This window comes from Pseudarthrobacter sp. HLT1-3 (genome assembly GCF_059383535.1).
The window spans coordinates 60,845-86,745 of sequence record NZ_JBWZCJ010000001.1 but is presented as its reverse complement, the minus strand read 5'-3'; the positions used below and the strand labels follow the sequence as shown (position 1 = coordinate 86,745).

The 25,901-nt window shown below is 66.5% G+C and carries 25 protein-coding genes; 12 read left to right on the top strand and 13 right to left on the bottom strand.

Annotated features, from left to right (window positions below; genetic code table 11):
* Positions 1 to 187: 187 nt before the first annotated feature.
* The 6 genes from AC50X9_RS00390 to AC50X9_RS00365 are packed head-to-tail and all read left to right on the top strand — an operon-like array spanning position 188 to position 6,744.
* Positions 188 to 1,732, top strand: coding sequence for a fumarylacetoacetate hydrolase family protein (locus AC50X9_RS00390; protein WP_494888923.1), 1,545 nt, complete (start codon positions 188 to 190; stop codon positions 1,730 to 1,732).
* Complete coding sequence (locus AC50X9_RS00385) at positions 1,725 to 2,441, top strand: GntR family transcriptional regulator (RefSeq protein ID WP_494888921.1); 717 nt, start codon at positions 1,725 to 1,727, stop codon at positions 2,439 to 2,441. Before AC50X9_RS00390 ends, AC50X9_RS00385 begins: the two co-directional genes overlap by 8 nt.
* 57 nt (positions 2,442 to 2,498) lie before the next feature.
* The gene (gene hpaE, locus AC50X9_RS00380) at positions 2,499 to 4,043 is read left to right on the top strand and encodes a 5-carboxymethyl-2-hydroxymuconate semialdehyde dehydrogenase (protein WP_494888919.1); all 1,545 of its coding nucleotides are present in this window, start codon (positions 2,499 to 2,501) and stop codon (positions 4,041 to 4,043) included.
* 33 nt (positions 4,044 to 4,076) lie between these two features.
* Complete coding sequence (gene hpaD / locus AC50X9_RS00375) at positions 4,077 to 5,162, top strand: 3,4-dihydroxyphenylacetate 2,3-dioxygenase (protein ID WP_494888917.1); 1,086 nt, start codon at positions 4,077 to 4,079, stop codon at positions 5,160 to 5,162.
* A 2-nt stretch (positions 5,163 to 5,164) separates the two neighbouring features.
* The gene (gene hpaH / locus AC50X9_RS00370) at positions 5,165 to 5,950 is read left to right on the top strand and encodes a 2-oxo-hept-4-ene-1,7-dioate hydratase (protein ID WP_494888915.1); all 786 of its coding nucleotides are present in this window, start codon (positions 5,165 to 5,167) and stop codon (positions 5,948 to 5,950) included.
* Positions 5,935 to 6,744: an HpcH/HpaI aldolase family protein gene (locus AC50X9_RS00365; protein WP_494888913.1), complete on the top strand. Its 810-nt coding sequence runs from the start codon at positions 5,935 to 5,937 to the stop codon at positions 6,742 to 6,744. The genes hpaH and AC50X9_RS00365 overlap by 16 nt, the downstream gene beginning before the upstream one ends.
* 74 nt (positions 6,745 to 6,818) lie before the next feature.
* On the opposite strand, the gene AC50X9_RS00360 is transcribed toward AC50X9_RS00365, so the two are convergent.
* From AC50X9_RS00360 to AC50X9_RS00330, 7 genes are all read right to left on the bottom strand, one after another.
* Positions 6,819 to 7,217: a hypothetical protein gene (locus AC50X9_RS00360; protein ID WP_494888911.1), complete on the bottom strand. Its 399-nt coding sequence runs from the start codon at positions 7,215 to 7,217 to the stop codon at positions 6,819 to 6,821.
* Between the two features lie 287 nt (positions 7,218 to 7,504).
* Positions 7,505 to 7,933: a heat shock protein transcriptional repressor HspR gene (locus AC50X9_RS00355; protein WP_494888909.1), complete on the bottom strand. Its 429-nt coding sequence runs from the start codon at positions 7,931 to 7,933 to the stop codon at positions 7,505 to 7,507.
* Positions 7,934 to 7,949: 16 nt separating this feature from the next.
* Positions 7,950 to 8,930 carry a DnaJ C-terminal domain-containing protein gene (locus AC50X9_RS00350; protein ID WP_494888907.1) on the bottom strand — a complete coding sequence of 327 codons (981 nt, stop codon included), beginning with the start codon at positions 8,928 to 8,930 and terminating at the stop codon, positions 7,950 to 7,952.
* 130 nt (positions 8,931 to 9,060) lie between these two features.
* On the bottom strand, positions 9,061 to 9,735 hold the full coding sequence (locus AC50X9_RS00345) for a nucleotide exchange factor GrpE (RefSeq protein WP_494888905.1): 675 nt from the start codon (positions 9,733 to 9,735) through the stop codon (positions 9,061 to 9,063).
* A 2-nt stretch (positions 9,736 to 9,737) separates the two neighbouring features.
* Positions 9,738 to 11,600: a molecular chaperone DnaK gene (gene dnaK, locus AC50X9_RS00340; protein ID WP_494888903.1), complete on the bottom strand. Its 1,863-nt coding sequence runs from the start codon at positions 11,598 to 11,600 to the stop codon at positions 9,738 to 9,740.
* 262 nt (positions 11,601 to 11,862) lie between these two features.
* A complete protein-coding gene (locus AC50X9_RS00335) occupies positions 11,863 to 12,330 on the bottom strand; it encodes a hypothetical protein (protein WP_494888901.1) in 468 nt (155 codons plus the stop codon).
* A gap of 129 nt (positions 12,331 to 12,459) precedes the next feature.
* Positions 12,460 to 13,242 carry a TetR/AcrR family transcriptional regulator gene (locus AC50X9_RS00330; RefSeq protein WP_494888899.1) on the bottom strand — a complete coding sequence of 261 codons (783 nt, stop codon included), beginning with the start codon at positions 13,240 to 13,242 and terminating at the stop codon, positions 12,460 to 12,462.
* Between the two features lie 176 nt (positions 13,243 to 13,418).
* On the opposite strand from AC50X9_RS00330, the gene AC50X9_RS00325 reads away from it, so the two are divergent.
* The gene (locus AC50X9_RS00325; protein WP_494888897.1) at positions 13,419 to 14,429 is read left to right on the top strand and encodes an NAD-dependent epimerase/dehydratase family protein; all 1,011 of its coding nucleotides are present in this window, start codon (positions 13,419 to 13,421) and stop codon (positions 14,427 to 14,429) included.
* Positions 14,430 to 14,456: 27 nt separating this feature from the next.
* On the opposite strand, the gene AC50X9_RS00320 is transcribed toward AC50X9_RS00325, so the two are convergent.
* The gene (locus AC50X9_RS00320) at positions 14,457 to 16,676 is read right to left on the bottom strand and encodes an MMPL family transporter (RefSeq protein ID WP_494888895.1); all 2,220 of its coding nucleotides are present in this window, start codon (positions 16,674 to 16,676) and stop codon (positions 14,457 to 14,459) included.
* A 208-nt stretch (positions 16,677 to 16,884) separates the two neighbouring features.
* Here AC50X9_RS00320 and AC50X9_RS00315 point away from each other — a divergent pair, with 208 nt between their 5' ends.
* From AC50X9_RS00315 to AC50X9_RS00295, 5 genes are all read left to right on the top strand, one after another.
* Complete coding sequence (locus AC50X9_RS00315) at positions 16,885 to 17,430, top strand: MarR family winged helix-turn-helix transcriptional regulator (protein ID WP_494888893.1); 546 nt, start codon at positions 16,885 to 16,887, stop codon at positions 17,428 to 17,430.
* 35 nt (positions 17,431 to 17,465) lie between these two features.
* Positions 17,466 to 18,281 carry a methyltransferase domain-containing protein gene (locus AC50X9_RS00310; RefSeq protein ID WP_494888891.1) on the top strand — a complete coding sequence of 272 codons (816 nt, stop codon included), beginning with the start codon at positions 17,466 to 17,468 and terminating at the stop codon, positions 18,279 to 18,281.
* A gap of 71 nt (positions 18,282 to 18,352) precedes the next feature.
* Positions 18,353 to 18,946, top strand: coding sequence for a hypothetical protein (locus AC50X9_RS00305; protein ID WP_494888889.1), 594 nt, complete (start codon positions 18,353 to 18,355; stop codon positions 18,944 to 18,946).
* Entirely contained in the window at positions 18,934 to 19,485 is a 552-nt protein-coding gene (locus AC50X9_RS00300) for a dihydrofolate reductase family protein (RefSeq protein WP_494888887.1), read from the top strand. The genes AC50X9_RS00305 and AC50X9_RS00300 overlap by 13 nt, the downstream gene beginning before the upstream one ends.
* Before the next feature lie 82 nt (positions 19,486 to 19,567).
* Positions 19,568 to 20,191: a LysE family transporter gene (locus tag AC50X9_RS00295; protein ID WP_494888885.1), complete on the top strand. Its 624-nt coding sequence runs from the start codon at positions 19,568 to 19,570 to the stop codon at positions 20,189 to 20,191.
* Positions 20,192 to 20,211: 20 nt separating this feature from the next.
* Here the strand turns inward: AC50X9_RS00295 and AC50X9_RS00290 are convergent, their stop codons facing one another.
* The 5 genes from AC50X9_RS00290 to AC50X9_RS00270 all read right to left on the bottom strand — a co-directional run bounded on the left by AC50X9_RS00290 (position 20,212) and on the right by AC50X9_RS00270 (position 25,900).
* Complete coding sequence (locus tag AC50X9_RS00290; protein ID WP_494888883.1) at positions 20,212 to 21,780, bottom strand: acyl-CoA synthetase; 1,569 nt, start codon at positions 21,778 to 21,780, stop codon at positions 20,212 to 20,214.
* A 53-nt stretch (positions 21,781 to 21,833) separates the two neighbouring features.
* Positions 21,834 to 23,201, bottom strand: a complete 1,368-nt coding sequence (locus tag AC50X9_RS00285; RefSeq protein WP_494888881.1) for an MFS transporter — start codon at positions 23,199 to 23,201, stop codon at positions 21,834 to 21,836.
* Between the two features lie 42 nt (positions 23,202 to 23,243).
* Complete coding sequence (locus AC50X9_RS00280) at positions 23,244 to 23,699, bottom strand: MaoC family dehydratase (protein WP_209742095.1); 456 nt, start codon at positions 23,697 to 23,699, stop codon at positions 23,244 to 23,246.
* Between the two features lie 88 nt (positions 23,700 to 23,787).
* Positions 23,788 to 25,005, bottom strand: a complete 1,218-nt coding sequence (locus AC50X9_RS00275; protein WP_494888878.1) for an acyl-CoA dehydrogenase family protein — start codon at positions 25,003 to 25,005, stop codon at positions 23,788 to 23,790.
* 1 nt (position 25,006) lies between these two features.
* Positions 25,007 to 25,900: an amidohydrolase family protein gene (locus AC50X9_RS00270; protein WP_494888876.1), complete on the bottom strand. Its 894-nt coding sequence runs from the start codon at positions 25,898 to 25,900 to the stop codon at positions 25,007 to 25,009.
* Position 25,901 lies beyond the last annotated feature (1 nt).

Below are 25,901 nucleotides of genomic sequence, written 5' to 3'. Positions count from 1 at the left end.
CAGGTTCGGTGTTCGATATTAGAACGCAATGTTCGATAATAGAACTTTTATCTTCAATCCAAACTGTACGGCAGATATGACGTGGCTTACAAGTGTCGGAAAAACTCCCGCAAACAAGGGGTTGACGTGACCCGGTTCCTGGGCAATAGTTTTCGTATACGATTTCGTACTCGATGAGGAGCACCCTTTGGAACAGGTCACCGACCGCACCCTGGCCGCGGCCCGCAAGGTCATCGCGGTGCATATCAACTACCCCAGCAGGGCAGCCCAGCGTGGCCGTACCCCTGAGCAGCCGTCGTATTTCCTGAAGCCATCGTCCTCCCTGGCGGTCAGCGGTTCAACAGTTGAGCGTCCTGCCGGCTGCGAACTCCTCGGCTACGAAGGCGAGATCGCCCTGATCATCGGCAAGCCCGCCCGCCGGGTGGGCGTTGAGGAGGCGTGGAGCCACGTCGAGTGGATCACGGCGAGCAACGACCTCGGCGTCTACGACCTCCGCTACGCCGACAAGGGCTCCAACCTCCGGTCCAAGGGCGGCGACGGCTTCACGCCCGTGGGCCCGGGACTGATCGCCGCGGACGCCGTCGACCCGGCCCAGCTGCGGATCCGCACTTGGCACAACGGCGAACTGGTCCAGGACGACACCACCGGGGACCTGCTGTTCCCGTTTGCCCGCCTGGTCGCTGACCTGTCCCAGCTGCTGACCCTCGAGGAAGGCGACATCATCCTCACCGGCACCCCCGCCGGGGCCTCCGTGGCCAAGCCGGGCGACGTCGTCGAGGTTGAAGTCAGCACCGTTGACGCCAACGCTGAAAGTGCGACGGCGGGTGGCGCCGGTTCCGGCGGCCCCTCCAGCGGCAGGCTGGTCACCCGGGTGGCGGAAGGCACGACGCCGTTCGCTGACTTCGGCGCGCAGCCCCGGACCGATGACCTGCAGCGGGAGGAAGCCTACGGCTCGCGTGAAGCGGCCGGGCTCGCCGCCGTCGGGCATGTCCAGTCAGCGGAGGCTGCGGCCGCCGCCGTCGGGCATGTCCTGTCGCCCGCGCTGAAGGCGAAGCTCGAAAGCGTCTGCACGGCAACCCTGTCCTCCCAGCTGCGCAAGCGCGGCCTGAACAACGTCAGCATCGACGGCCTCACCTCCACCCGTCCGGACCGGCGGATCGTGGGCCTGGCCCGGACCCTGCGCTACGTGCCCAACCGCGAGGACCTCTTCAAGACCCACGGCGGCGGCTTCAACGCCCAGAAGAAGGCCATCGATTCGGTCAACGAGGGCGAAATCCTGGTGATGGAGGCCCGCGGCGAAAAGGGCACGGGCACGATCGGCGACATTCTGGCCCTCCGCGCCCAGGTCCGCGGCGCCGCCGCCGTCATCACCGACGGCGGTGTCCGCGACTTCTCCGCCGTGGCCGCGATGGACATGCCCACCTACTATGCCAACCCGCACCCCGCAGTGCTGGGCCGCCGGCACATCCCGTGGGACACCGACATCACGATCGCCTGCGGCGGCACCACCGTGCAGCCCGGGGACATCATCGTGGCCGACGCGGACGGCATCCTGGTGATCCCGCCGGCGCTGGCCGAGGAACTCGCAGACGATTCGATCGCCCAGGAACGCGAGGAGGTCTTCATCGCCGAGATGGTGCAGCAGGGTCACAGCGTGGACGGCCTGTACCCCTTGAACGCCGAATGGCGGACCCGCTACGAGGAATGGGAGGCAGGCAAAGCCAATGACTGACACCGCCAGCGCCACCGGCACGCACAGCGGCACGCACCCCGCCGCGCACCCAGGCAGCAAATCCGAGCAGGCCTACGCGGCCGTCAAGGCCCGGATCGTGAACGGGACCTACTCCCCCGGCTACCGGCTGGTGCTGGCGAAGATCGCCGAGGATTTGGGTGTCAGTGTGGTGCCGGTCCGCGAAGCCATCCGCCGGCTCGAAGCCGAGGGCCTGGTGACCTTCGAGCGGAACGTCGGAGCCACCGTCGCCGGGATCGACCCCACCGAATACCTCTACACAATGCAGACCCTCAGCATCGTCGAGGGCGCCGCCACGGCCCTGTCCGCTCCACTGATCGGGCCGGCGGACGTGGCCCGCGCCCGGGCCGTCAACGACGAGTTGCGGGAGTGCCTGCAGCACTTCGACCCCGTCCGGTTCACCCGGCTGAACCAGGACTTCCACAGCATCCTTTTCGAACACTGCCCCAACCCCCACATCCTGGACCTCGTCCACCGGGGCTGGAACCGGCTGGCGTCGCTGCGGTCCTCCACGTTCCGCTTCGTCCCCCGCCGCGCCCACGAATCGGTGGACGAACACGAGGCACTGCTCCGGCTCATCGAGTCCGGCGCCAGCGCCGACGAAATCGAAAAAGCCGCCCGACTGCACCGCTCCGCCACTCTGGACGCCTACCTCGCCCAAAGCAACACGGGGTCACCTAGCGCCCATTAACCGGCCCCGCATGGGCCGTAGGTGACCCCGCGATGCAATACCAGACAGGAAAAAACAATGACCTTCACTGCCGAAGAGGCTTCAACCCATTACGTCCCGCGGGACCTTCCCACCCGCATCCAGCACTACATCAACGGCGAATTCGTTGATTCGGTGGGCGGGGCGACCTTTGAGGTGCTGGATCCGGTCTCCAACACCAACTACGCCACCGCCGCCGCCGGCCAGAAAGAGGACATCGACCTCGCCGTCGCCGCTGCGCGCAAGGCCTTCACCACCGGGCCGTGGCCGCGGATGAAGCCGCGCGAACGCGCCCGCGTCCTGAACAGGATCGCCGACGCCGTCGAGGCACAGGAGGCGCGTCTGGCCGAGCTGGAAACGTTCGACACCGGCCTGCCGATCACCCAGGCCAAGGGCCAGGCGCTCCGGGCGGCGGAGAACTTCCGGTTCTTCGCTGACCTGATCGTGGCCCAGTTCGACGACGCCATGAAGGTCCCGGGCGCGCAGATCAACTACGTCAACCGCAAGCCGATTGGCGTCGCCGGCCTGATCACGCCCTGGAACACCCCGTTCATGCTCGAGTCCTGGAAGCTGGCGCCGGCGCTGGCAACCGGCAACTGTGTGGTGCTCAAACCCGCCGAGTTCACCCCGCTGTCGGCCTCGCTGTGGGCGCAGATCTTCAAGGACGCCGGGCTGCCCGACGGCGTGTTCAACCTCGTCAACGGCCTCGGCGAGGAAGCCGGCGACGCGCTGGTGAAGCACCCGGACGTTCCGCTGATCTCCTTCACCGGCGAAACCACCACCGGCCAGACGATTTTCCGCAATGCCGCGGAAAACCTCAAGGGCCTCTCCATGGAACTCGGCGGCAAGTCCCCGTGCGTCGTGTTCGCCGACGCGGACCTGGACGCCGCAATCGACTCCGCACTGTTCGGGGTCTTCTCACTCAACGGCGAGCGCTGCACCGCCGGCTCCCGGATCCTGGTGGAGCGCGGCGTGTATGAGAAATTCTGCGACAAGTACGCCGCCCGCGCCAAAAACATCGTCGTCGGTGACCCGCACGACCCCAAGACCGAGGTCGGCGCCCTGGTCCACCCGGAGCACTACGCCAAGGTCGCCTCCTACGTGGAGATCGGCAAGTCCGAAGGACGGCTGCTGGCCGGCGGCGGCCGCCCGGCCCACCTGCCCGAGGGCAACTACATCGCGCCGACCGTTTTCGCCGACGTCGCCCCGGATGCCCGGATCTTCCAGGAGGAGATCTTCGGCCCGGTCGTCGCGATCACCCCGTTCGACAGCGACGAGGAAGCACTGGCCCTGGCCAACAACACCCGGTACGGGCTGGCCGCCTACATCTGGACCCAGAACCTGACCCGGGCGCACAACTTCTCGCAGAACGTCGAGGCCGGCATGGTCTGGCTCAACAGCCACAACGTCCGCGACCTCCGCACCCCTTTCGGCGGGGTCAAGGCCTCCGGGCTGGGACACGAGGGCGGCTACCGCTCGATCGACTTCTACACCGACCAGCAGGCTGTCCACATCACCCTCGGCACCGTCCACACGCCGAAGTTCGGCAGCGTCGAAGACTCCGCCGCCGCTGGCGACAGCTAATCCTCCACCCCCTTTCAAAGAAGAGAGAGCATCATGACCAACTTTGTCCCCACCCCCTCCGTTCCGGCACCGGACATTGTCCGCTGCGCCTACATGGAAATTGTGGTCACCGACCTCGCCAAGTCCCGCGCGTTCTACGTGGACCTGCTGGGCCTGCACGTCACCGAGGAGGACGAGAACAACATCTACCTGCGGTCCCTCGAGGAGTTCATCCACCACAATCTGGTGCTCCGCAAGGGACCCATCGCCGCCGTCGCGGCCTTCGCCTACCGGGTGAAGTCACCTGCTGAGGTGGACGCCGCCGAGGCCTACTACAAGGAACTGGGCTGCCGCACCGAACGGCGCAAGGATGGCTTTACCAAGGGCATCGGCGACGCCGTCCGGGTGGAGGATCCGCTGGGCTTCCCTTACGAGTTCTTTTACGAGGTGGAGCATGTCGAGCGGCTCACGCAGCGCTACGACCTCTACTCCGCCGGCGAACTGGTCCGGCTGGACCACTTCAACCAGGTCACCCCGGACGTTCCCCGCGGCCGGAAATACCTGGAGGACCTGGGCTTCCGCGTCTCGGAGGACATCCAGGATTCCGACGGCGTGACCTACGCGGCCTGGATGCACCGCAAGCAGACCGTGCACGACACCGCCCTGACCGGCGGCAACGGCCCGCGGATGCACCACATCGCGTTTGCCACGCACGAGAAGCACAACATCATCCAGATCTGCGACAAGATGGGCGCCCTGCGCATCTCGGACCGGATCGAACGCGGCCCCGGCCGGCACGGCGTCTCCAATGCCTTCTACCTCTACATCCTGGATCCGGACGGCCACCGCGTGGAGATCTACACCCAGGACTACTACACCGGCGACCCGGACAACCCGGTCATCACCTGGGACGTCCACGACAACCAGCGCCGCGACTGGTGGGGCAACCCCGTGGTCCCGTCCTGGTACACCGAGGCCTCCCTGGTCCTGGACCTCGACGGCAATCCCCAGCCCGTCATCGAGCGCGAAGAGAAGAGCGAAATGGCGGTGACCGTGGGCGCCGACGGCTTCTCCTACACCCGCAAGGACGGAAACCCCGACGGGGACCGGACAGGCTTCAAGCTCGGGGCGCAGCTGTAGCCATGCTGGACGCCAAGACGATCGAGGCCATCGCGGACGAACTGGTCGAAGCCGGCCGCAACCGGAAACCTATCCCCCGCCTGACGGCCCGCTACCCGGACATGACGGTGGAGGACTCCTACGCGGTGCAGCAGTTGTGGCGGCGCCGCAACGAGGAAGCCGGCCGGACGCTGGTGGGCCGCAAGATCGGCCTCACGTCGAAGGCAATGCAGGCTGCCACCGGCATCACCGAACCGGACTACGGCGCCATTTTCGATGACATGGTGCTGGAGACCGGCTGCTCGGTGGAGTGGGACCAGTACACCCACCCCCGGGTCGAGGTGGAGCTGGCGTTTGTCCTCAAAGACGCGCTCAAAGGCCCCGGCTGCACCATCTTTGATGTCCTGCGGGCCACCGACTACGTGGTTCCGGCCCTGGAGATCCTGGACTCCCGGATCGAGATGGAGGGCCGGACCATCGTGGACACCATCTCGGACAACGCCGCCATGGGGGCCATGGTGATCGGCGGCAACCCGGTGAAGCCGGACGCCGTGGACCTCCGCTGGGTCTCGGCCATCCTGTACAAGAACCAGACCGTGGAGGAAACCGGTGTCGCCGCCGGCGTCCTTGACCACCCGGCAAACGGGGTGCACTGGCTGGCCAACAAAATCGCCGCGCACGGGGACAGCATGAAGGCCGGCGACATCATCCTGGCCGGCTCCTTCACCCGACCGATGTGGGTGTACAAGGGCGACACCGTCCACGCAGACTACGGACCACTGGGAGTTGTGACATGCCGCTTCGAATAGAACCCCAGAACACCTTCCGGGATGCCCTGGCGGCGGCGAACCGCCCGCTGGCAGGGATGTGGGTGTGCTCGGGCAGCCCTCTGGTGGCCGAGCTCTGCGCCGGATCCGGCCTGGACTGGCTCCTGGTCGACGCCGAACACAGCCCCAACGGCCTCGAATCCGTCCTCGCCCAGCTCCAGGCCATCCACGGTTATCCGATCCACACCCTGGTCCGGCCGCCTGTGAACGACACCGTGGTGATCAAGCAGTACCTGGACCTGGGCGTCCAGAATCTGCTGATCCCGATGGTCAATTCCATGGCCGAGGCGGAAGCCGCGGTGGCGGCAACCCGCTACCCGCCGCAGGGCGTGCGCGGGGTGGGTTCTGCCTTGGCCCGCGCCGCGCGCTGGAACCGGATTCCCGATTACCTGGCCCGGGCCGGTGAAACCATCAGCGTCACGGTCCAGATCGAATCCGGCGCGGCCGTGGAAGCGGTGGAGGGCATCCTGTCGGTCGACGGCGTCGACGCCATCTTCCTGGGCCCGTCCGACCTTGCGGCGTCGATGGGCCTGCTGGGGCAGCAGGAACACGAGGAGGTGCGCACCGCCGTCGAGCATTGCCTGGCCGCTGCCAAGGCGGCCGGGAAACCCGCCGGCGTGAACGCCTTCAATCCCGATACCGCCCGCCGCTATCTGGCCAACGGTGCCAACTTCGTCCTCGTGGGCGCCGACGTCGCCCTGTTGGCCCGAGGCTCCGAAGCCCTCGCCGCCAAGTACGTCCAGGACCTCGACGGCGGCACCCCCGCCAGCTACTGACTACTCAACGCGGGGTCAGCTAGCGCCGGTAAATCCACCTGGGATGGGCGCGGAGTGACCCCGCGTTGCTTGGCTCAGGCAGCAGCCGGCACGGTCGCGGACCGGGAGGACGTCTGGTTCCGGAACCACGTGGCCAGTTTCTTGCCCCGCCCCTTCCACCAGCTGTCCTCGTCACCGCCGTTGCGCCACCGGTAGATCACCATGACCATCATGAAGACTCCACCGGCAACGTCCTGCCACGTCCCGCTGGCTGCGTCGATCAGCACACTCACCGCACAGATCAGGATCGATGGCCAGGCCAGTGTGGCGAAGACGGTGTTTGCCACGTAGCGGCGGTGGGACCGCGGCACGGAGAGGGCGCGGACCATGTCGAAGCAGACACAGACGACGACGATTGCCTGGCCGAGGGACAACAGGACTGAGCCCGTCAAGGATCCCGCGAACATTACCAGGGTGTGGAGCCCGGAGTTCATAGCCTGTCCGCGATCGTTGCGGGTCCAGGCGCTGATTTACCCGGCGTCAATGGATCTAACATGCGGTGCCCCCCGGCTGTCCTCGCTGCTTGGCTGGCTCTGGCGCCAGCCTTTCCTGCCAGGACAATTCAAACGGTCGTGCCGCACTGATGTCACGCAAACGCTGTACCCGTCTTTCCGGTCAGCACTACCCGGTTGCGGGGCGTGCGTACTCGCTCCGGCAGCCCTGGACTACGTGGAAGACACCGCGGACTACGTGGAGGGGACGGAACGCCCAGCGTGCTGCGTCACTCGCTGTTCCGCGGTCTCCACACGACGACGGCCTGGGAACGCGCCCGGGGGCGCTTGCCCCGGACCAGGCTGACGACATCGCCCGCGGGCCCGGCAGCGAAGATGCGGGACTCCACGCTGCGGGGGCGTCGTTCGAGCTCTTCACTCAGTTCGGTGACGCGCCGCTGCAGTGCTGCGACCTGGTTCTCCAACTGGAGGATCCGCTTGATGCCCTCCAGCGAGACGCCCTCCTGCGAGAGCCGCTGCACCTCGCGTAGCATGTTGACGTCCCGCTGCGAATAGCGGCGGGACTTGCCGGGGGCGCGGCTCGGCGAGACGATCCCCAGCCGGTCATACTGCCGCAGCGTCTGCGGGTGCATGTCCGCCAACTGCGCGGCGACGGAGATCACGAAGATCGGCTGGTCGAAGTCGAACTCGATGGCCATGGCGGGGCGTCCGTTCCTAGAGCCGGGCCTTGGCTGCCAGTTCGGCGCGGACGTCCTCGCCGGCGGTGGCCGCGGCGAAGGCCTGGACGGCTTCCTCGGCTTCCTTGTTCAGCTTCCTTGGGACGGCGACGTCGATGGTCACCAGCAGGTCACCGGTGGCCTTCGAGTGCTTGACGCCGCGTCCCTTGACGCGGAGCGTGCGGCCCGGCGGAGTGCCGGCGGGGACCCGTACCCGGACCTTGTCGCCGTCGATGGTCGGAACCTCGATGTCGGCGCCCAGGGCTGCCTCCGGGAAGGTGACCGGGACGTGGATGCGCAGGTTGTCGCCGTCGCGGACGTAGAAATCGTGCGGTTTCACCGAGACGGTAACCATCAGGTCCCCGTTGCCGGCCGGTCCGTACTGGCCCTTGCCTCGGACCCGGACTTTCTGTCCGTCCTTGATCCCGGCCGGGACCCGCACGTCGATGACTTCGCCGTCGGGTTCACGCAGGCCGATGGTTGTGCCGCGGATGGATCCCGCGAAGGAAATGGAGGTCGACGCCGTCCGGTCCGCACCTTTTTGCGGCGGGCGCTGGAAGGACTGGCCTCCGCCGCCGAAGCCGCCACCGCCGAAGAGGTCGGCGAACTCGGGGGGAATGCCGCCGGCCGTGCTGTAGCCGCCGGAGTGCCGTCCCCCGGCACCTGTGAAGAGCCCGCCGAAGAGGTCTTCGAAGCCAGCCCCGCCGGCGCCGCCACCGCCGCCCGGAGCGAACCGGGCTCCGCCGCCCATGGCCCGGATGGCGTCATACTGCTGCCGCTCGTCGGGGTCGGAGAGTACGGAATAGGCCTCGGAGATGTCCTTGAACTTCCGCTCCGAAGCAGCGTTGCCCGCGTTGGTGTCCGGGTGGTGCTGCCGCGCGAGCTTCCGGTAGGCCTTTTTGATGTCGGCGTCGGAAGCGTCCTTGGCGATTCCAAGGATCTTGTAAAAGTCCTTGTCCACCCAGTCCTGGCTAGCCAATGGCGTTTCCTTTCAAATACAAAGAGTTAAGGCGAGTAACGCGCTGGCGCGGAGGCCGGATAGGGGGCGGCGGTGTGGAGGGCACCGCGGAGCGGGCACCGCCCCCTATCCGGCGTAGCGCCGGACGTTTTTACGCCGGGACAGCCACGATGACCTGTGCCGCCCGAAGGACCCGGTCACCGGACCTGTAGCCCGAGCGCAGGACCTGGCTGACGGTGTCGATCTCGACATCCGGGCCGGGCTGCTGAATGAGCGCCTCGTGGATTGTCGGGTCGAACTCCACGCCGGTCTCGGCGATACGCACCAGACCGTACGTCTTCAGCGCGTTCTCCAGCTTCGCGGCGATCGCGGCGAACGGGCCGTCCGTGAGGTCCCCGTGCTGCCGGGCGGCGTCGACGTCGTCCAGTACCGGCAGCAGGGAGTTCAGGACGCCGATGACGGCCATCTCCCCCGCCACGGCACGGTCGCGTTCGACCCGCTTGCGGTAGTTGACGTACTCGGCCTGCAGGCGGCGAAGGTCATTCCTGAGCTCCTCCGCCACCGCACCGTCGGCGCCCTGGGCCACGGACTCCGCGGCCGGGACCTCAACACTGTTGAGGATGTCCTCCGCCTGTGACAGGGCGTCACCGGAATCAGAGTCCCCGGCGGCTGCGCGTTCCTGGTCGGGGTGCCGGGCCTGGCCGGTCTTCGGATCAACCTTGCGGTTGTCGTGGATGATCGGCTTCTGCGGCTCGTTCTCCCGCTGTTCAGCGTCGCGACGGCTCTCGGAAGAACCGTGCTCTTCTTCGTTACCGTGATGGGGCATGATTACTTCTTCTCGTCTTCGTCAACGATTTCGGCGTCGACGATGTCCTCGTCGGTGCCGGCTGCCTTCTCACCTTCGGGTGCACCCTGGGCGCCGGTGGCGCCGTCCGGGGAACCTGCCTGGGCGTAGATGGCCTCGCCGAGCTTGGTCTGGGAAGCCTGCAGCTTCTCAAACGCGGTCTTCACGGCTGCGTCGTCGGTGCCTTCGAGGGCGGCCTTGAGGGCGTCGACGTCGGCCTTGACCTCAGTCTTGACCTCTTCGGGCAGCTTGTCGGCGTTGTCCGCGATCAGCTTGTCCACGGAGTAGGCCAACTGCTCGGCAGTGTTGCGGGTGTCGGCTGCCTCGCGGCGGGCCTTGTCCTCTGCTGCGTGCTCCTCGGCGTCCTTGACCATGCGGTCGATGTCTTCCTTGGAGAGGCTGGAACCGCCGGTGATGGTCATGGACTGTTCCTTGCCGGTGCCCTTATCCTTCGCGGAGACGTGGACGATGCCGTTGGCGTCGATGTCGAAGGTGACCTCGACCTGCGGCACGCCGCGCGGTGCCGGAGCGATCCCGGTCAGCTCGAAGGTGCCCAGCGGCTTGTTGTCGCGGGTGAACTCGCGCTCGCCCTGGAAGACCTGGATGGACACGGACGGCTGGTTGTCATCCGCCGTGGTGAAGGTTTCGGAGCGCTTGGTCGGAATGGCCGTGTTGCGCTCGATCAGGTGCGTCATGATGCCGCCCTTGGTCTCAATGCCGAGGGAAAGCGGGGTGACGTCGATCAGGAGGACGTCCTTGCGCTCGCCCTTCAGGACACCGGCCTGCAGGGCGGCGCCGACGGCGACGACCTCATCCGGGTTGACGCCCTTGTTCGGCTCCTTGCCGCCGGCGAGTTCCTTGACCAGGTCGTAGACGGCCGGCATACGGGTGGAGCCGCCGACCAGCACGATGTGGTCGATCTCGGAAAGCTTGATGCCGGCTTCCTTGATGACGTCGTGGAACGGCTTCTTGGTGCGCTCGAGCAGGTCCTTGGTGAGGTCCTGGAACTTGGCGCGGGTCAGCTGCTCGTCCAGGTGCACCGGGCCGTCGGGGGTGACGGAGAGGTACTGCAGGGAGACGTTGGTGCTGGAGGAGGAGGAGAGCTCCTTCTTGGCCTGCTCGGAGGCCTCACGCAGGCGCTGCAGGGCGATCTTGTCCTTGGACAGGTCGATGCCCTTGACCTTGAGCTGGTTCAGCAGGTAGTCGACAACGCGCTGGTCCCAGTCGTCGCCGCCGAGGCGGTTGTCACCAGCGGTGGAACGGACCTGGATCGTGGAGAAGTCGTCCTCGTCCTTGCCCACTTCGAGCAGGGAAACGTCGAAGGTTCCGCCGCCGAGGTCGAACACGAGGATGAGCTCGTCTTCCTTGCCCTTGTCCAGTCCGTAGGCCAGGGCGGCCGCGGTGGGCTCGTTGACGATGCGGAGAACCTTGAGGCCCGCGATTTCGCCGGCTTCCTTGGTCGCCTGGCGCTCGGCGTCGTTGAAGTACGCGGGGACGGTGATCACGGCGTCGGTGACCTTTTCACCCAAGTATGACTCGGCGTCGTTTTTGAGCTTCATGAGGATACGCGCGGAGATTTCCTGCGCCGTGTACTTCTTGTCGTCAATGGCGACGCTCCAGTCGGTGCCCATGTGGCGCTTGACGGAGGCAATGGTGCGGTCAATGTTGTTGACCGCCTGGCGCTTGGCGATTTCACCCACGAGCACTTCGCCGGACTTGGAGAATGCAACAACCGACGGAGTGGTGCGGCCACCCTCGGCGTTGGCAATGACGGTGGGCTCGCCACCTTCGAGAACTGAGACGACGGAGTTGGTCGTTCCGAGGTCAATACCTACTGCACGTGACATGTGTTGCTTCCTTCTTTTTCCTGGGAAACTTGCCGGAATGGCTGCGGACCCAAAGGATCCAACCGCTGTTGAGTGATCTGCACTCAACTTTACCGCGCGTCGGATCAAAGTCAATCCAAGGTTGAGTGATGTGCGCTCAACTTGGGATTCCGGGATTACACATGGCAGTTCCCGGAGGCCACTCCTTCCCGGAATTCCGGGCATCTTCGGTCACCGCGAAGCTTCGAAACCCTGTCTGTTCGCTGAACGCGAAGTAGGTCGCTTACCGGTCTCCGCGGCCAGTTTCGCCGGTGGAATCGTCGGAATCGTCGCGCGCCGGAGCTTCTTCGTCCACGCTGCCGTCAGTCCTCCGGGCACCCGCATCGCCGGCGGCGCCATAGTCGCCTTCCGGATACTCGCCCTCTTCGCCGGCCGCGGACCGAGCGCTTGTTGCGCCAGCGGCAGCACGGTCCCCATTCGGATACGCGCGGTCCTCGTCGGCGGCGCTGCTGCTGACACCCGCGTCTCCGTAGTCCCCCTCGGAGTAGGCTCCTTCCTCGAGGCCGACGGCGGTGGCGCCGCTGACGCCGGCCGCACCATAGTCTCCGGTGGGGTATTCGCCTTCTACCGCCTCGGGCGGGTTCTCCCCCGCGGTGCCCGCCGAGCCGTAGTCGCCCTCCACATACTGGCCCTCCGCGGGCTCGTCCTCGGGTTCCGCTGCCGCTCGGTCGAACTCGTTGTTTTCGGACATGGTTGGATCCTTCCCGGAAGCATCGGCGCGCCCAGGCAGGCGCAGGGGCAGTCTATCGAGCAGCGCCGGTCGGCAACAGAGGGGGACAGAACCCCAGGCACGGCGGCGGTTCCCGGGTGGGGCGGCCCATCAGCCGGACCGCTCCCCGGCGGGTCGAAGTCCAGCGAGGTCCGCCAGCGCAGCCAGATGGTGGGCGAACAGATCGTCCGCGGCCGCGAAGGTGCCTGCCCCGTACTGGCCGAAAACTTCGAAGCTGATGGCGCCGAAGAGGGAGGTCCAGACGAGCGCGCCGCGCGCCAGCAGCGGGTCCGGCACGGCCAGTCCCATTTCGCCGCGGATGCGCCCCAGGTCGGCGGCAAGCGGCGGCCCGACGGCGGCCCGGCCGCCAGGTTCCGCTAGTTGCCCGGCTCGGTACGCGCTGTCGAAGAGTGCCATCAGGGCGTAGATGACGCGGGTGCCCGGTCCCGTGGTCCGCTCGGCGGGCGCCCGGTAGCCGGGCACGGGGCTGCCGAACAGGAGTCCGTAGCGGGCCGGTTCGCGCAGCGCCCAGCGCCGGACCGCGGCTCCCAGGGCGCTGAACCGTCCGGCGAAATCGCCGGCCGGTACGGCGGCCACGGCGGCGTCCACTTCGTCGCCGAGTTCGTTGTAGGCGTCGATGAGCAGCAGGGTCAGCAGTTCCTCGCGGTTCTCCACATAACGGTAGACGGCTGAGGAGACGACGCCGAGGTCGCGGGCCACGGCGCGGAGTGACAGCGCGGCAGCCCCATGCAGCGCCAGGTGCTCCCGGCCAAGCCGCACAATGTCCTCGATGGTCCGGGTGCGGGCACGCTCGCGGGGCGTGGCCGGTTTCGCAGTCGGCGGCTTTGCGGGCGGGGCCGGCTCCACGGACGGCGCAGTGACGATTGGCGGCATAAGTCCAGCATTCCACAAAGCAGAGCAGTGTCAACAAATGTGAGCACTGCTCTTGACTTGAGGCGCGGCGGAGGTCATCCTGATTTCGGAGAGCACTGCTCTCGGCAACGTCCAGCCGGCCAGGCAGGACGGTCCGGCACAGTCGAGAGTTTCCACCCAGCGAGAGCGAGAGCACCATGTCCCAGCCCGAATCCCCCGAATCCCCCAGCTTCCCCGGTTCCGCTTCTGCCCCCGGATCCCAACCCGGCTCCCCCGCCCCGGCCCGGCATGTGGTCACCGGGGCAGGTCCGGTCGGCTGGACGGTTGCCGAGCAGCTCGCGGCCGCGGGCCACCGGGTGCGGGTGCTCACCCGGTCCGGCAGCGGTCCCGACCACCCGCTCGTCGAGAAGATATCCGTCGATGTGTCCGACCCCTCCCGGCTCGGTGAGCTGTTCCGCGGCGCCAGCGCCGTGTTCCACTGCATCCACGGCTCGAAGTACAGTGCCAGCATCTGGGCTGAGGAGCTTCCGGGCGCCGAGCAGTCGGTGCTTGCCGCAGCGGGCAAAGCCGGCGCCGGCGTCGTCTTTCCGGAAAGCCTGTACTCCTACAGCGAGCCGGACCGGCCGATGACCGAGGAGGGCCCGCGGAATGCCCGGGGCGGCAAGCGGGGAGTCCGCACCGGGCTGCTGGCGGCCCGCGCCGCGTCCGCCACGGACACCGTGAGTGTGGTGGCGAGTGACTTCTTCGGGCCCAGGGTGCGGGGCGCGCATGCCGGCGAACGGATGGTGAAGCCGGTGCTCGCGGGGAGATCCCTGATGGTGGTCGGGAACGCGGACCTGCCGCACTCGTTCACGTACGTTCCGGACCTGGCCGCCGCCATGATCGCGGCCGCGCAGAATCCCGCAGCCTGGAACCGCGTGTGGCATGCTCCGACCGGGCCGGCCCTGAGCCAGCGGAGGATCGCCGGAGCGTTCGCCGCCGCCGCCGGCGTCCGGGCCCCGCGGGTGGCCGCCGTCCCCGGCTGGATTCTGCGGACGATGGGCATGTTCTCCCCAGGAACCCGCGAACTGGCGGAAACCCTCTACCAGTTTGAGCATCCTTTTGTGATGGAATCGCGTGCCACCGAGGAGGTCCTGGGGCTGCGCCCCACCCCCCTCAACGAGGCAGCCGCCGCCACCGTTGCCTGGTGGAAGCACCAGGAACAGTGACGGAGCGGCTGCGGTCGGGTTTGCCGGCTAGCGGATTCCCACCTCCGCGGATTCCGGCTCGGTTTCCGGTTCCGGAGTGGACGGAAGGGCTCGTGCGGCGCCATCCGCATCGGGGCGTCCCAGCTTGCTGGGCCACCAGATCCGCGGTCCGATGTCGTAGGCCAGGGCCGGGATGAGCAGCGAGCGGACCAGGATGGTGTCCAGCAGCACTCCGAAGGCCACAATGAAGGCCAACTGCACCAGGAACATGATGGGGATGACGCCCAGGGCAGCGAAGGTGGCCGCGAGGACCACTCCGGCGGACGTGATCACACCGCCGGTAACCCCCAGCCCGCGCAGGATGCCCGGCCGCGTTCCGTGCTTCAGGGACTCCTCCCGGACCCGGCTCATCAGGAAGATGTTGTAGTCAACGCCCAACGCCACCAGGAAGACAAAGCCGAAGAGCGGCACGGTGGCGTCGGCTCCGGAGAACCCGAAGATGTTATTGAACACAGCGGCGGAGACACCCATCGCGGCGCCGTAGGACAGAACCACCGACGCGACCAGCAGGACCGGCGCCAGCACAGAGCGAAGCAGCAGCATCAGGATCACCAGGATCACGGCGAGGACCACCGGGATGATGGTGACGAGGTCACGCTGGGCGGTGGTGTTTGTGTCCAGCGCAGTCGCCGTCACGCCGCCGACCAGTGCGCCGCCGTCGATCTTCTTGAGTTCCTGGCGGAGGGCCACGACGACGTTTTCAGCCTCGTTGGAGTCCGCGGCGTAGTTCAGCGTCGCGTTGATCAGGACCTTCCCGTCCCTTTCCGCTGGCGTTGCGGGTGCACCGGGGGCGCCGGCAACGACCGGTGCGCCGCCGTCGGCCAGCAGGTACGCGGCCCCGATGCCGTCGGTCGCCGTGGTCTTGTCCAGCACGTCCTGGGCCTTGGCCTCGTCAACGACGATGACGGCGGGACTGCCGGAGCCGGCGTCGAAGTGCCGGGCCAGGGCGTCCTGGCCGTCGACGGCGTTGGAGGCGGTGAGGATGACGTCGGTCTGCGGGACGCCGTTGGCCTTGAGCTGCAGGACACCGGCGGAGGCCACCAGAAGCAGCAGCACGGACGCGATCCAGACGGTCCGGGGGCGGCGGGAGACGAGGGAGCCGGTGGCACGCCACAGGCCCTTCTGGCCCTCCAGTCCGGTGACGAGTTCAGGCTCGCGCCCGGCCTCCGGGAGCAGCTTGGGGCGGAAGGGCCAGAACGCGGCCCGGCCCAGCAGCGCCATCATCGCGGGCAGCAGCGTCAATGCGGCGAAGAGCGAGCACAGGATGCCCGCGGCGGCCACCGGCCCGAGGGCCTTGTTGGAGTTGAGGTCGGAGAACAGCAGGCAGAGCAGGGCGATGATCACCGTGGCGCCGGAGGCAACGATGGGTTCCCACGATTTTTTCCAGGCTGTGAGGGCGGCGGCCGTGCGGTTGGTGGTGTGGGTCAGGGCCTCACGGAACCGTGCCACATAGAGCAGCGCGTAGTCCGTGGCGGCACCGATCACCAGGATGGACAGAATGCCCTGGCTTTGGCCGTTGAGCTGGATCCAGCCGAGCTTGGCCATGCCGAAGACCAGCATGATGGCGGCGCAGAGGGCGAAGACGGAGGTGAACAGCACGGTGATCGGCAGCAGCAGCGAGCGGTAGACGATCAGCAGGATCAGGAACACCGCGCCGAGGGCCACGAGCAGCAGGATGCCGTCAATGCCGGCGAAGGCACTGACCAGATCCGCCGTGAGCCCGGCCGGGCCGGTCACGAAGGTCTGCATTCCCTCCGGAGCGGATGTCTGCACCTCCGTGCGGAGTTCGTTGACGACTTCCTTCACTTCGCCCGAGGACTCGATCGGAACCACAAACTGCACTGCCTTGGCATCCTCGGACGGGATCGGGCCGATGACGGTGCTGCCGGCGCCCAGCGCCTCAAGCTTGCCCTTAAGGGCCGCTGCCTCGCCGAGCTGGGCCGGAGTGAAGGCGGATTCGCTCTCGATGATGATGACGGCAGGGATCTCGTTGGAGTCCCGGAACTTGGCCTGCCAGTCCTGCGCCGCCGTGGCCTCGGCTCCGGCCGGGAGGAAGGACGCCTGGTCGTTCGAGGAGACCTCGCTCAGCCGGCCAAAGGTGGGTCCGCCGATCCCGGCTATGGCCAGCCAGGTGATGACGAGCAGCACGGGAACCAGCCAGCGCAGCCAGAAGGGGACGCGGGCACTTCCTAGTGGGGTCTTGTTCATGGTTCCTTCTGGTGCGAGTCTCGGAAGAGTAGAATTGAGTCCATAATAGACTATCTCCACCATGGAGATAAACAGTCGCTGGCGGATTCCTGAGAAACATTTGCGGCGACGGGCCGCGGTCCGGGGTCCCATCGCACTGCAGTAAACTCCGGAGGTCGCCATCTGCGGAGCAGGCGAGGACCACCACAGGGAGAGGAAGGTGCGCACCGTGACAGTCGATCCGTCAGGACGCCCCGACTCGTCAGGACGCCCGGACTCTTCCGAGCCGCCGTCTGCCGGGCCGCCGCCGCTGGTCCGGCTGCTGCAGGAGTTCAGTCTGGAGGCCAACCGCTACGTGGATTCCGCCGGCGGACGAAATGACATGCACCGGACGGACCTGAATGCCCTGGCTGTGATCATGCAGCACGCGGCCAGGAACGAGATTGTCACGCCGGGGGTGCTCCGCAGGGAACTCCACCTGAGCTCGCCGGCAACCACGGCCCTGATCGACCGGCTGCACAACTCAGGCCACGTGGTCCGTGAACGACAGGGCTCGGACCGCCGCCAGGTCCAGCTCCGCATGACCCCCAAGGCCTACCGCGACGGCGGCGCGATGTTCCAGCCGCTGGCCCGCCACATGGCGGCCGCGATTGCCGAATTCACCCCGGAGGAACTGGAAGTCGCGACCCGGTTCATGGCCTCGATGATCGAGGCGACGGTCAGGGCCGGGCAGGAGGCGGCGCAGCCTGCGCCGACGCAAAATACGGCGCCCTGAGGCAATTTCCGCGGCCGGAGCGGTAGCGTTTCCTTATGAGTGCGCAGCAGCCCGACGATGTGTACACCCACGGCCACCACGAGTCGGTGGTCCGTGCCCACGCCTCCCGGACGGCGGAGAACTCCGCGGCGTTTGTGATCCCGTACCTCACCCCCGGCGTTTCGGTGCTCGACGTCGGCTGCGGGCCCGGCAGCATAACGTGCGATTTCGCCGCGCTTGTCTCCCCCGGGAACGTTACCGGGCTGGACCGCTCGCCCGAGGTGATCGGCCAGGCGACCGCCCTCGCTGCCGGGCGCGGCGTGCAGAACGTCGGCTTTGTCGCCGGCAACATCTACGACCTCGACTTCGAGGATGAAACGTTCGACGTCGTGCACGCCCACCAGGTTCTGCAGCACCTCACGGATCCGGTTGCCGCCCTGCGGGAGATGCGCCGCGTCGCCAAGCCCGGCGGGATAGTGGCGGTGCGCGACGCCGATTTCCACGGCATGAGCTGGTTCCCGGCCGTCCCCGAGCTGGATGAATGGATGGAGCTCTACCAGCGGATCGCCCGCCGCAACGGTGCCGAACCCGACGCCGGCCGCCGCCTGGTTTCCTGGGCCCAATCCGCCGGGTTTACCGACGTCGCACCGTCCAGCAGCAACTGGCTCTACGCCACGGACCAGCAGCGCCGCTGGCAGGCCCGGGTCTGGGGCGAACGTGTGCTGCACTCAGCCTTTGCGGACCAAGCGCTGGAGTACGGCTTCGCCAACGCCGCGGACCTGGCCCGGATTTCAGCCGGCTGGCACCGCTGGGGTTCCACCGATGACGGCTGGTTCCTGATCCCCAACGGCGAGGTGATCGCCCGGGCCTGAGCGTCAGCCCTTTGTCCACATAGCCGCATTCCCTCCTGCCGCGGCCGCCGGAAACTTTCTAGCATCAGGACATGATCATCCAAGCAGGCTTTGACTTAGAGATACTGGCCCGCCCGCTCATCCTCCAGCACGGCAGGCCCATGCCCAGGCTCGTGCTGATCTGCCTGGACGCGGACATGCAACTAAACGATGTGGACGTCGTCCCCGGCGATTTCGTGGGCTGCCTGGTCCCTTTCCAGGATGCCGTCCAAGCGGCACTGGTTCCTGGAGACACGAAGTACTTTGCGATCGCCCATCCCGGCAGCTTCGGTGACGCCTACGGCTACCCGGATCCGATTCTGGACGAGGCCCGCGCCTTGGAATCGAAGGCAGCTGAGCGGGGTATCCAGCTGATCGGCCACTTCGCCCTCGACGAAACCGGCTACATGTCCGCCCGTGCGCGCTCGTACTTTGACCAGTATCCGCATCACGCGGACCTGCCAAGGACCATGTTCCACTGGTCGCATTCAAAGCTGGGAAAGTGTGGCCGAGCACGTTCGTATGTCGCCGCTGGTGACTCTCTTGGATCGCGGCAGTGCCGCGGTCCGGGGTATTCCCTGCCTTGGGATCTGCCGCTAGGGTGCAGTCAGAGACCCAACGGCGAGGAGATCCCATGCGTGACGTGACGGCCGGCCTGTTCAGCTCCGTGGACGGCGTGGTGGAAGACCCGTTCCGGTGGCAATTCGACAGCTTCGACGAGGAGCTGGGAGCGGGGATGGAGGAGATGATGGGCCGGATCGATACCGGGATCCTGGGCCGCATCGGGTACGAGCAATGGGCGCAATACTGGCCGAACGCTGAAGCCGACGCCGACTTCGGCGGGTTCATCAACCCGCTGCCCAAATTTGTGGCGTCCCGGACCCTGGCCGGCGAGCTGGCGTGGCAGAATTCGCAACTGATCGAGGGGACCCTGGAGGATTTCGTCGCGGGCTTGAAGAACGGCGACGGCGGCGACATCGGCGTCTTCAGCAGCATCTCGCTCGTCCGCCAGTTGCTGTTCGCCGGACTGCTCGACAGCCTGATGCTGATCGTCCATCCCGTGATCGCGGGCACGGGCCGGCGGCTCTTCAACGACGGCGATCCCCTGACCCGGCTGGAGCTCCAGGCGTCCCAGCAGACCAGCAAAGGCAACATGATTCTGAGCTACGGTCTGCGCGCCAGCTGAGGGGAGCGTCTGGCCCCGGTGATTCCGGACGGCCGGCAGCACCCGGCGGAAAAAGGGAGGTCCGCGGCCGTAAACTGAATCAGTGCAACCCTCCCTTTGGCTGGCCCTGGCGGGCGCCGGTGTCCTGATCAGCTTCACACCCGGCGCGGGCGCCATAAACACTATGAGCAACTCGCTGAACTCCGGCTTCCGGCGTTCCATCTGGGGGATCCTGGGCCAGCAGGCCGCACTGATTGTGCACATCGTGATCGTGGCCCTCGGCGTCGGCGTGCTGGTGGCAAGCTCGCCCGTGGCTTTCAATGTGATCCGTTACGTCGGCGCCGCCTACCTTGTCTATTTGGGCATCCAGCAGTTCCGGCACAAACCCGATCTCGACCAGGAAAAGGCCGCCGCCCTGCGCAACGAGCCAGCGTTCTCCATGTTCCGCCGCGGCCTCTGGGTGAACCTCTTAAACCCCAAGGCGGTCGTCTTCTTCCTCGCCTTTATGCCGCAGTTCATCCGTCCGGAGAATCCGCTGCTCCCGCAGTACCTGATAGTGTCCGCCACAGTGATTGTGATTGACATCCTGGTCATGTGGTTCTTCTTCGCCGCTGCGGCCAAGTCCTTCCAGCACTTCACGCACGATGCCCGCGGGCAGCGGATCCTCAACCGGACCTTCGGCGTGCTGTTCATGGCGGTCGGCGTGATGCTGGCCCTGATCCACTGACGGCCGGTGGCCGCAGCCGGTCATTGCTGCACGGAATTCAGCTTCCGCAGGTCGGCCTTCCTGATCTTGCCGCTGGCTGTCCGGGGCATCTCATCGACAAACACCACGGACTTGGGGATTTTGTAGCGCGCAAGGCGACCTTCCAGATACCGCCTGAGCTGCTCCTCAGTGAGTTGGGCACCCTCACGCAGCAGAACGACTGCCCGGGGCACTTCGCCCCACTTCTCATCCGGCACGCCAATCACGGCCACGCTTCCCACCGCCTCGAGTTCCGTGATGGCCTGTTCCACCTCGGCGGGGTAGATGTTCTCGCCGCCGGAAATGATCATGTCCTTAAGCCGGTCTGAGATGAAGACGAAGCCGTCGTCATCCTTGTACCCCATATCGCCTGACTTGAACCAGCCGCCCTCCGCATATGACTCGGCGGTGGCGTCAGGCCTGTCCCAGTATTCGGGGATCACGTTCGGGCCCTTGATCTGGATCTCGCCAACCGTCCCCGGAGCAACGGTGCTCCCGTCAAAGCCTGCGATCCGCACATCCGTGAAGAACTGCGGAAGCCCGGCGGATCCAGCTTTGTCTCTGGACCGCGCTGCCGGCAGGGTAGTGGCGCCCGGAGCAGTCTCGGTCATGCCGTAGCCGTTGGAGAACCGCAGCCCGCGCGCTTCGTAGGCCTCCAGCACCCGCATCGGCACCGCTGAACCGCCGCAGGTCAGCTTGTTCAAGGAGCTAAGGTCCGCAGTGGCCCACGCCGGATGCTCGGCGAGCATCTGATAGGTGGTGGGTACTCCGCTGATAGTGGTCGCCCGGTGCCTTTCAATGAGTTCCAGTGTCCGGCCCGGTTCGAACTTCGGCTCCAGCACCACAGTTCCTCCTTTGAGGAGGGTCGGCAGGACGCCCATGTCCAGTGACGCCACGTGAAACATCGGCGAAATCATCAGCGCCACGTCCTGCGAGGAGAAGTCGAAATCAACAATCACATTGATGCAGTTCCAGGTGACGTTGCCGTGGGTCAGCAGGGCCCCCTTGGGCCGGCCCGTAGTCCCGGAGGTGTAGAGGATCATGGCACCGTCGTCCAGCGTGACCGGTTCATCGACCGGCTGGTCCGAACCGGAGGCCAGCAGGTCCTCAAAGTCCTCCACCGCCGCCGGGCCCTCAGCGACTCCACTCCGCACCGCCGGGTTACTGCCAGCATCGTCGGCGACGATGACAAGCCTCGCCACCGCCGTGCCGACTGCCCCGCGGGCCGCCAGATCTCCCAGGCCGCCTGCATGGACCAGCGCCCGGGCGCCACAGTCCTGCAGCTGGAACTGGATTTCCGGGGATGCCAGCCGTGTGTTGAGCGGGACGAAGATGGCGCCCAAGGTGCCGCAGGCAAAGAGGGTCTCCAGGAAGGAAGGGTGGTTCTCGCCCAGGTACGCAACCCTGTCCCCCTTGGCCACGCCACGGTCCCGCAGGGCGTTGGCGAGCCGCAGAGTCCGGTCGGCGAACTGTTCATAACTGAGTTCCCGGTCTCCGCTGATCAGGGCGGTCTTGCTGCCGGACTTCGGGCGGCGACGTTGCAGCCATGAGCCGATGCCAAAATTTTCCACGGCGAATCCTTTCTACTGTGAGGTTAGCCCGTTGCGCGGGACCCGATGAAGGGTCAGGCCTGGACGGTCTGGAGGTCGTTGTTCTTCGGTTCCCGGGTCAGCAGGATGAAAATGATGGAGACCACCGACATGGCCGCCAAGTACCAGACCACCGATGTTGTGTCCTGCCCGGAGTCCTTGTAGATCTGCGCCACGATGCCCGGGGTGAAGCCGGCGCCCAGCAGGGTTGCCAGCTGGTAGCCCAGGGATGCCCCGGTGTAGCGGGAGGTGGTGCCGAACTGCTCGGACACGAAGGCCGCCAAAGGACCGAACAGCGTGGAATGGATCATCAGGCCGATGGCGAACGCCACGAAGATCAGCACGATGTTGTTGGAGGAGAGCAGCTGGAACATCGGCACCAGGTAGATGATGAAGAGAACAAGTCCGCCGATCATCACCGGCCGCCTGCCCACCTTGTCGGAGAGCTTTCCGCCCAGGATGACAAACACAATGGACAGGGCCGACGCTGCGGCAAACGCGTACAGCACACCCTGCCGGTCCGCGCCCTTGGATACTGCGAAGGTCACCGAGAACGTCGCCAGGACCACCTGGAGGGCGAAGCCGGCGGCCCCGGCCAGCATGGTGAAGATCAGAGTCTTGGGGCGCCGCAGCACCAGCAACAGCGGAATATCCAGCTTGGCAGTGATGCCCTGGCGGATGGCTTCCTGTTCGGCCTGCGCCTTTTCGGCCTTTTCCTGTTCCAGCGCGGCCTTGAAGATGGGGCTTTCGGAGACCTTCAGCCGGACGAACATGCCTATGCCCAGCAGGACGAAGGAGAGCAGGAACGGCACGCGCCAGCCCCAGCTCAGGAACTGGTCGTTGGGCAGGGCCGAAAATGCGCCCATGATCAGGGTGCCCAACACGGCGCCGGTAGGCGCACCGGCATTGACGAAGGATGCCGCAAAGCCGCGCTTGCCGGATTCGGAATGCTCCAGTGCCATCAGGGCTGCGCCGCCCCACTCGCCGCCGACGGCAATGCCCTGGACGACGCGGAGGATCACCAGGAGCACAGCGCCCCAGGGACCGGCCACGGAGGCGTCCGGAACCACCCCGATCAGCGTGGAGGCGACGCCCATCATCAGCATGGAGATGATCAGCATGTTCTTGCGGCCCAGCTTGTCGCCAAAGTGGCCGAAGATGACGCCGCCCACGGGACGGGCCACGTAGCCGGCGGCGAAGGTGCCGTACGCGGCCACGACGCCCACCCAGTCGTCCATGCCGGAGAAGAATACTTTCGGGAAGACCACCGCCGCAGCTGTGGCGTAGAGCAGGAAGTCGTAGTACTCGATGGTGCTGCCCAGGTAGCTCGAGGCAATGACGGTGCGCGCTTCCTTGCGCCGCTCGGCAGTGCCCATAGCCTGGAGGTGAGTGAGTTGGGACATGGTTGTTCCTTTGAACAGAGGAAGGTTCTTGGGGGAAGACTTTTACTTGTAGAAGCGGGCAAGGAACTCGGCGACGACGGCGGGGCGCTCCTGGCCTTCGATTTCGATCGTGTTGGCGACCTTGATCTGGGCGCCGCCCTTAACCTCGGTGACCTCGGCGATGGTGGCCTGCATGCGAATGCGGGAGCCTACCTTGACGGGCGAGGTGAAGCGGACCTTGTCCAGTCCGTAGTTGACCTTGGTGGTGACGCCGTCGACGTCGAACAACTCGCCCCAGAAGGGGATGATGAGCGAGAGGGTGAGAAAGCCGTGGGCGATCGGGGCGCCGAACGGGCCGTCCTTGGCACGCTCGGGGTCAACATGGATCCACTGGTCGTCACCGGTGGCGTCGGCGAACTTGTTGATCTGTTCCTGGGTGATTTCGCGGTACTCGGTGACCCCGAGATCGGTGCCGGCGAGGGTGAGCAGTTTGTCGAAATCGACGACGAGATTGGGCATGGTGTCCTCCTGGAGGGCTGGGTGGGGTAGGGAACTGTCCGACGGCGGTGCCGGAGCGGGGTGTGTTGGTTTGGGTGGGGGTGCCGGGTCAGCGAGTGAAGGCGCTTTCGCCGGTCAGGGCCCGGCCGACGATGAGGGCATTGATTTCGTGAGTGCCTTCGTAGGAGTAGACGGCCTCGGCGTCGGCGTGGAAGCGGGCGACGTCGGTCTCGAGGGTGATCCCGTTGCCGCCGACCACTTCGCGGGCGAGTGCGACGGTTTCGCGCATCAGCAGCGACGTCTGCATTTTGGCCAGGGCGGAGTCCTGGTCCCGGTAGATGCCCCTGGACTGCTGTTCGGCCAGCCGCACCACGAGGGACAGCGCCGACGTGACATTGCCGAGCATCCGGGCCAGTTTCTCCTGGACCAGCTGGAAGGATCCGAGCGGGCGGCCGAACTGCCGGCGTTCCGTGACGTAGCGCAGGGCCGCCTCGAAGGCACCGGCCGCGATGCCCGTGGCGATCCAGGCGACATCCGAGCGCATCGCCCGCAGCATTGCCGCGACATCCCGGAAGGAGTTCACGTTGTGCAGCCGCATGGCTTCCGGGACACGTACGCCGTCGAGGGTGATGTGCGCGTTCTGCATCATCCGCAAGGCGGTCTTGCCGTGGATCTTCTCCAGCGTCACGCCGGGCGCATCCCGCTCGACGAGGAAGGCCTTGACCTGGCCGTCGGCCACGTCGCGGGCGAACACGGCCAGGACGTCGGCGGTGGCGGCGCCGCCGATCCAACGTTTGGCGCCGTCGAGGACCCAGCCGTCGCCCTCGCCGTCCTGAACCCGGCGGGCTGTCGTGGAGAGCCCGCCGGCGATGTCCGAGCCGGACTCCGGTTCGGTCAGTGAGAAGACGCCCTTGAGCGAGAAATCGATGACCTTCGGCATCCACTGCGCCTGCTGTTCGGCGGAGGCGCCAACCCGGATGGCGGTCCGGAACAGTCCGGCCTGGGCTGTGTAGAAGGTGGCGAGCGAGGCGTCGGTGCGGGCGAGTTCGAAGATCCGGAAGCCCTGGTAGATTCCGCGGGCCGGGTTGCCCTCCGGGCCGCGCAGTTCAGCCGGTTCCATCAGGTCCAGGCCGATCAGCGGCTCGGCGAGTTCATCCGGGAACTCGCCGCGTTCCCAGTAGTCCGCCAGCAGCGGCCGCGCCTTCTCGTCCAGGAAGCTCCGCAGCCTGCCCAGCACGCGGCGTTCCCCCGCCGTCAACAGGGACTCGGCGTCGTAGTAGTCGCAGACGCCGTACAGCCGGGTTTGTTGTTCGGTATCGACAGTCATCTCAGCCTCCCAGTCCGAGCAGGCGGACGGCGTTGTGCTTGAGGATCTTGGGCCGGACCTCGTCCTTGAGCGGCAGGTCCGCGAAGGCGCCCAGCCACTTCTGCGGGGTGATCAGCGGGAAGTCGGTGCCGAAAAGGACCTTGTCCTGCAGCACGGAGTTGGCCATCTTCACCAGGGATTCCGGGAAGTACTTCGGGGACCAGCCGGAGAGGTCGATGAAGACGTTGGACTTGTGCGTGGCGATGGAGTTGGCCTCGTCCTGCCACGGCACCGAGGGGTGGGCCATGATGATCTGCAGTTCCGGGAAGTCCGCCGCGACGGCGTCCAGCAGCAGCGGGTTGGAGTAGCCCAGCTTGATGCCGTAGCCGCCCGGGAGCCCGGCGCCCATGCCGTTTTGTCCGGTGTGGAAGATGGCCGGCAGCCCGAGTTCCTGCAGGGTGGCCCAGAGCGGGTAGAACTGTTCGTTGGACGGGTCGAAGCCCTGCAGGGACGGATGGAACTTGAACCCGCGGGCCCCCAGGTCGATGGCCTGGTGCTTGGCGCCCTGGATGGCCTCGGGGCCGGTCCGGGGATCGACGCTGCCGAACGGGATCAGCACGTCGTTGTTCCGCGCGGCGCCGGCGATGAGGTCTTCGATGCTGTTGGGCTCGTGGTTGAGCTGGGTGCGGGCATCGACGGTGAATACGACGGCGGCCATGTTCAGTCCGCGGTAGACCTCGGCGATCCGGTCCAGCGACGGGGTACGGTCCTCGGACTTGAAGTACTTGGCGGACGCTTCGGTCAGGGCCGGCGGCAAGGATTCGTGGCCGTGGCCGTCCACCTCGAGGTGGACATGCATGTCGATCGCGTCGAGCTTCGCGGCATCGATGCCGAGTTCATAACGCTGGGAGGCCATG